This window comes from Mesorhizobium sp. M7A.F.Ca.CA.004.04.2.1, assembly GCF_004022825.1.
Classification (GTDB): domain Bacteria; phylum Pseudomonadota; class Alphaproteobacteria; order Rhizobiales; family Rhizobiaceae; genus Mesorhizobium.
Map to the genome: position 1 here is coordinate 1 of NZ_RZPH01000578.1, position 3,869 is coordinate 3,869.

Sequence of the window (3,869 nt, forward strand, 5' to 3'; positions counted from 1 at the left end):
GCCGAGGCCGGCCCGAGTTCGCCATAGGCCTCGTCGAGCACCAGCATGGTGGTTTGCGGCAGCGCCTCGATGAAGCGGATGATCTCGCTCGCCTCCCACCAGCTACCCATTGGATTGTCGGGGTTGGAGAGATAGACCAGCGGGGCCTTGTCCCTACGCACCGCCGCCAGCAGGCCATCCAGGCTTTCCCGGTCGTTCTCGTAAGGGACTGTCACCAGCCGCCCGCCGACACCGGCAATGTGGAAGTTGAAGGTCGGGTAAGCGCCGAGCGAGGTAACCACCGCGTCACCAGGCGCGACATACATGCGTGCCACCAGGCTGAGCAGGCCATCTATGCCTTCGCCGACAACGACGTTCTCGGCCTCTACGCCGTGATGCGCGGCGACCGCCACCTTCAGATCGTGATTGTCGGGATCGCAATACATCCACATGTCGCCGGCGATCTCGGCCATCCGGGCGGTGACGCGCGGCGAGGGACCAAAGCTGCTCTCATTGGCGCCGATGCGGGCGCGGAAAGCGCGGCCACGCTCGCGCTCCTGCGCTTCGGGGCCGACAAACGGCACCGTCGAAGGAAGCGCTGCGATGAGCGGCATGAGGGGAGGGCGCTGGTGCATGGCGGAAGCTCGCTTGAAAAAGGGCCTTCTTGCTAGCGTGGCCGACTTGGCCGTGCAAGCACCCGGCGGTCCGCAATCGTAACGCTGGATTCCTGCGTATCTTTTTGCTAGCGAGACGCAATGAACAATCGTCTGCCGCCTGCCTGGTCCAAGCACCTGAAGGTCCAAACCGGACCGAAACCCAAATTCCCGCAACCGAATCTTCCGAAAGCGAATTCGCTTTCGCGTGCGCAGGCCGACGAGGCGTTGCTGCAGCAGGCATATCAGTTTCAGCAAGTCAAACGGCTCGGCGAAGCTCAGGACTTATGCCTGCAAGTTCTGGCGCGTACGCCCAACCATCCACTTGCCCTGTATATCTTGGGGACCGTGTGCCTGGGCTACGACGATGAGGCGGCCTTGCGATATTTCGCACGCGCGGTCGGCGAGGAGCCAAAAAACCCTTACTACCACCTTGGGCTGGCTTCGGCCTATGTGAAGGTCAGCGAATATTCGCCAGCAATCAGACATATGCAATACGCCTTGGAGTTGCAGCCAGATCTTATCGAAGCACTTTGTGCATTGGGGGACGCTTATATCGACTTTGACAAACCTGAGATGGCTTTGCCGCTTTATGAGAAGGCACTAAAAATAAACCGGGATCATCCAAAGGTGCGGATCGGACTGGCTCGCGCGCTCACCAGCGTGGGACGGATGGTTGAAGCTGCCGCCTATCTTCAGGAGGCAATCGAACGTCGTATCAAGGTGCCGGCGGCGTACAATGACCTCGTGCAGACACAAAAATTCACCGAAGAGCCTAAGGAGCTCAAAGCCATTCTTGGCGAACTTGGAAATCCGAAGCTTGAACCGGATGGTGCCGAGAACCTTCATCTGGCGGCCGGCAAGGTGCTGAATGATCTCAAACGCTATAAGGATGCATTCGACCATTTCAACAAGTCGAAACAGGCATCAGGCCGCAACTTCGATATCGACCAATACCGTCGCTGGATAGACTCACTGATTGCGACCTTCACGCCTGAGATGCTGGCTGCCAAGGCCGATTACGGAAATCCTTCGGAAATTCCCGTGTTCGTGGTCGGCATGCCTCGCTCAGGCACAACTCTTACGGAACAGATCTGCGCCAGTCATCCTGATGTACACGGCGCGGGCGAACTAATGAAGCTTAGGCGGGTGGCGAATGCGATTGAACTCAGAAGGTCGTCAGCCGGAGATTTGGACTCGGCGGTCGCGTCGATCACAAAAGGCTTGTCCCGAACATTGGCCGAGGAGCATTTGTCCTATCTGAAGGAGCGGGCGCCCGCGGCACTTAGGATCGTCGATAAGATGCCGCATAATTTTGAACTGATCGGTTTGATTGGCCTTCTCTTCCCCAACGCAAAGATCATCCATTGCCGCCGTGACGCGATCGACAATTGCGTCTCTTGCTATGTCTTGAAATTCGGCGAGGGGCACAGTTACAACACCGACCTGAAGACACTCGGTCTGTACTATCGCGAATATGACCGTCTGATGCAGCATTGGAACGAGGTTTTCCCGGGCCTGATCTTCGAAAACCGCTACGAAACGCTCGTCGAGGATCAGGAGGCGCAGTCACGCCGCCTCATAGATTACCTTGGGCTGCCCTGGGATGACGCCTGCCTGCGTTTTTTCGACAGGGATGGTTCGGTCAACACGCCCAGCCGCTGGCAGGTTCGCCAACCCATCTACAAATCGTCTGTCAAGCGCTGGAAGAATTATGAAGGCGAGATCCAGCCGCTAATCGATGCTTTGGGCGACTTGGCGGAGACGTAATTCAAACGGGGCTGACGTGCCTCTCATGCACGTCACCTCGATTTGGTTGGCACTGCTGAGCTGAAGAAGCGCAGGGATGCGCGTGATTCCGCACCCGACGATCCCAAATGCAATCGCCGGTTGGCCGATTATTTTCTGCTGGTCGGCGCTCGAAGCGCTTGGCGCGAAATCTCAGGCGTTGCCGGACTGGCAAATAGCCTGGTTGCCGAAGCTGTCAGGGCTCCGCCTCGGCGGCTGGCTACTGTTGGCCGCAAACCCTTCAAGAAGTGCAAGGCTCGGCCGCGGGGCAGCACAGTTGCATTTGCCGAGGCCCCTGAAAATCCGGCGCGAAAAACCCGGCGGTTACCCGCCGGGTTTCGATTTCGACAAGTCGAAATATATTAGAACGAGCGCTGGAAGCGGAGGAGGCCGCCGATGCTGTTCTTCTTATCGGCCGGGGTGAACGATGGGTTAACATAGTTGACATCGCCAAATCGGCCTGCATGGAGGTAGTCGACTTCGGCCGTGACGGTGAAGCCCGGAACAACGTCATAAGCGATGTTCGCGGCAACACCGACGTTCTTCCAGTCGTCAGCGGACACCTGGGCGTTGAACGAGGTTTTTTCGTTGAACTTGTAGGTGCCACCGCCCCACACTGCCCAATTGCCACCCCACATCTTGTAGAAGCCGCGACCGTTGGCGTCGACATGATTGCCGAGGTTGTCGTTGAGGTTATCGTCCGAGCCGTAGCCGCCCATGATGAACAGCGAGAGTTCGTTGGAGACGTTCACATCCAGGCGAACCTTGCCGGCCACTTCTTCGTAGTTGCTGTCATAAGCGACGACACCGGTGATGGCGCCCCAGCCCTGCGTGTACTTCACGCCGCCGACGACATGCGGAACATAGCTGTCAATCGTGTCATTGGCGTTACCTTCTTCCAGCGAGACCACTGCCGAGAAGCCGTTGCCGGCATCGAAGTAGTACTGGACGACGTTGGTGTCGAAATCGCCGTAGGGAACCAGCGTATCCTGGATGACGTTGCCGGCGTAGCCGACGAACGTGTCGAAGGCCGATTCGTCCTTACCGACGCGCAGGCCACCGAGCTGGATCCAGGCGAAGTTCAGCGAGACGTCCCGGTTATGGGCGGCGTTGACGTCCTCGAAAGCGTTGTCGTCGCCAAAGTTGAAGCGGGTCTCGGTGTAGGTCTTCAACGTGCCGAGTTCGGTTTCCTGGCCTGTCCAGGTCTTCAGCGTGAAGCGGGTATTCTTCAGCCAGGTGTTGTGGTCATCACCATCCTGGTGATCCGCGGCTTTTGCACCATCGAACGAACCGAGGTCGCCACCGCCGATGTCGTAACGGATATAGCCGCCGATGCGCAGGCAGGTTTCGGTGCCGGGGATGTAGAAGTAGCCAGCGCCGTAGACGTCGCAGATCTTGACGTATTCAGCGGGTTCCGGCTCGGCGACGACGACGGCGTCGGCGGCGCGC

The 3,869-nt window shown here is 58.4% G+C and carries 3 protein-coding genes; 1 reads left to right on the plus strand and 2 read right to left on the minus strand.

Going from position 1 to position 3,869, the window contains the following annotated elements:
• A partial coding sequence (locus EN893_RS22955; protein WP_128361794.1) for an aminotransferase class I/II-fold pyridoxal phosphate-dependent enzyme occupies nucleotides 1-614 on the minus strand: 614 nt, incomplete at its 3' end.
• A gap of 120 nt (nucleotides 615-734) precedes the next feature.
• Between EN893_RS22955 and EN893_RS22960 the strand changes: the two genes are divergently transcribed.
• Nucleotides 735-2,402 (plus strand): sulfotransferase, encoded by a 1,668-nt coding sequence (locus tag EN893_RS22960; protein WP_127268657.1) that lies wholly within the window; start codon nucleotides 735-737, stop codon nucleotides 2,400-2,402.
• 380 nt (nucleotides 2,403-2,782) lie between these two features.
• Here the strand turns inward: EN893_RS22960 and EN893_RS22965 are convergent.
• The coding region (locus tag EN893_RS22965; protein WP_164748954.1) for a porin at nucleotides 2,783-3,869 on the minus strand (1,087 nt) is incomplete at its 5' end.

What these genes read in the sequence shown, in the direction of transcription:
- EN893_RS22960 (WP_127268657.1), top strand. Translation starts at nt 735, where the DNA reads ATGAACAATCGTCTGCCGCCTGCCTGGTCCAAGCACCTGAAGGTCCAA.